Source organism: Pseudoalteromonas thalassia (assembly GCF_049257215.1).
GTDB lineage: Bacteria > Pseudomonadota > Gammaproteobacteria > Enterobacterales > Alteromonadaceae > Pseudoalteromonas > Pseudoalteromonas lipolytica_C.
The window spans coordinates 1-1,946 of record NZ_JBMMUE010000031.1; the positions used below are offsets into that span (position 1 = coordinate 1).

A 1,946-nucleotide genomic window follows, 5' to 3' on the forward strand; every position below is an offset into this window, starting at 1 on the left:
CACTCGCTGAAAAGCAAACTAATCCACAATTTGCATCTACAGCAGCTTCAACTGCCTGAACAAAACGTGCACCTACAACTGAGCCCATCGAGCCTGCCATAAAAGAAAACTCGAATGCGCAGGTAACAACAGGTAAGCCCATAAGTTTTCCTTTCATTGCTACTAAGGCATCTTTTTCTCCAGTACTTTTCTGGGCTAGAGCTAGGCGTTCTTTGTAGCGTTTAAGATCTTTAAAATTCAGAAAGTCCTTCGGTTCAAGCTCACTCGCAATCTCAATTCGCTCTCCTTTATCTAAAAAGCTGTCTAAGCGGCGGCATGCCGACATTCTCATATGATGACCGCATTTTGGGCATACCTCTAAATTTTCTTCGAGGGCAATGCGATATAAGATCTGATCACAGGATGGGCATTTAGTCCAAATTCCCTCTGGGATCGAAGCTTTACGTGTACTGATTATATTCTTCTTATCTAATAGTTTTTCTAACCAACTCATCGGAAACCTTTTCATATAACCTTAGTGATAAGTATTGTATAGACCTATTTTTGGTAATAAAGTGTGCTTTATTGTTTTTATAATCCAATAAAATGGGATTAAAATATGGTGCTTGATAAAATTGACCAGCAGTGGCTAAAAAGTTTTCACTCTGTCTATGAGAACAACAGTTTTAAACGGGCTGCTGAATTTTTAAGTTTGCCAACATCAAATGTCAGTCGTCATGTTGCTTTGCTGGAAGAAAGACTAGATATACGACTATTCAACCGAACCACACGCCGAATCGCTCCAACAGATGCAGGAGAACATCTCTACTTACGCACACAGCCTTTGTTTGACAAACTTAATGATGCTCTTGAGGAAGTGAAACTGCACTCTCATGAAGTCATAGGGCAGCTTAGAGTTTTAATGCCAGACTCGCCTGCTTTAGCTCAAGCAGTTGTGTCTTTTTGTACCAAGCATCCCTCAATTTCACTATGTTGCGATACAAGTATCAGCCCGAAAGAGGATTTACTTGATGGGTTTGACATCATATTAAGTTTTCACCGAGGAAAGCTCGAAGATAATAATTGGGTAGCTAAGGAGTTAAAACGTTGGCCAAGTACTGTTGTGGCATCGCCAAAACTCTTAAAGACCTATCCTAGACCTTTTCAGATTACCGACTTGAAGCACGTCCCGTGTATCAATACTTTTACTGCGTTAAATGGAGTACCTTGGGTTTTCAAAAATACTAAAGGTGAGCTTATTACTCAAAAAGTTCAGTCTTCATTTAAGGTAAATAGCGGGCATCTTGCTAAATCTGGCACATTGGCAGCTCTGGGCTTTGCTATACTGCCAACCGAATCTTGTCGTAATGAGATAGATTCTGGCTCTCTGGAAGTAGTGAAAATGGAATATGAGCCTGAAGATTTGGTTTTGTATGCCTTTTACTCTTCCAGAAAATACTTGGCAAAAAAGGTCTCGGTGTTTATTGATCATTTAAAGCACCAAGCAAGTTTAGATAGAGGCTGATAAGTAAAGAAAGATGTCAATAAAAAGATTTGTCTGAACCACTTTTTAGAGAAGGTGATTGGCTAAGCAAGTCTTTGTACAAAAGTGAGGCTGCGGGTTGTACTATGGAGGATGCACTAAATTGGGATGAATTGAGTACAAGCTTTCAACTAATAGCAAAAAATGTTTGTTAAAACTCAGTACTATGCTCTGCACTGTGTAACGAATATATTAGGAAATAGGAATAAATGTTCCGACTCAGATCCGACTGACTCGAAGTTAGGGCTGTGGTTGAAGAGATTGTTTTTCTTTGAAGTAAAGATACATTGGGAGCCCAAACGACACTCCAATTAATAAAGTTCCCAGCACGGCAAAATATCGATACTTCACTTTATGTCTTTGGCCATCTACTATGACAAAACCTAACAAAACAATCGCCGTAACTAAGACATCAAGCCAAGCA

General features: G+C 39.5%; 2 protein-coding genes and 1 pseudogene. 1 reads left to right on the plus strand and 2 read right to left on the minus strand.

Annotated features, from left to right (window positions below; all coding sequences use genetic code 11):
- Nucleotides 1–493: pseudogene (locus tag AAEU31_RS20220) on the minus strand (acetyl-CoA carboxylase, carboxyltransferase subunit beta); the annotation flags it as partial.
- Nucleotides 494–598: 105 nt separating this feature from the next.
- Between AAEU31_RS20220 and AAEU31_RS20225 the strand changes: the two are divergent.
- The gene (locus AAEU31_RS20225) at nucleotides 599–1,504 is read left to right on the plus strand and encodes a LysR family transcriptional regulator (RefSeq protein WP_206769108.1); all 906 of its coding nucleotides are present in this window, start codon (nucleotides 599–601) and stop codon (nucleotides 1,502–1,504) included.
- A gap of 258 nt (nucleotides 1,505–1,762) precedes the next feature.
- On the opposite strand, the gene AAEU31_RS20230 is transcribed toward AAEU31_RS20225, so the two are convergent.
- A partial coding sequence (locus AAEU31_RS20230; RefSeq protein WP_421968130.1) for a DUF2834 domain-containing protein occupies nucleotides 1,763–1,946 on the minus strand: 184 nt, incomplete at its 5' end.

Coding starts and splice junctions, on each gene's coding strand:
- AAEU31_RS20225 (WP_206769108.1), top strand. CDS start 599: ATGGTGCTTGATAAAATTGACCAGCAGTGGCTAAAAAGTTTTCACTCT.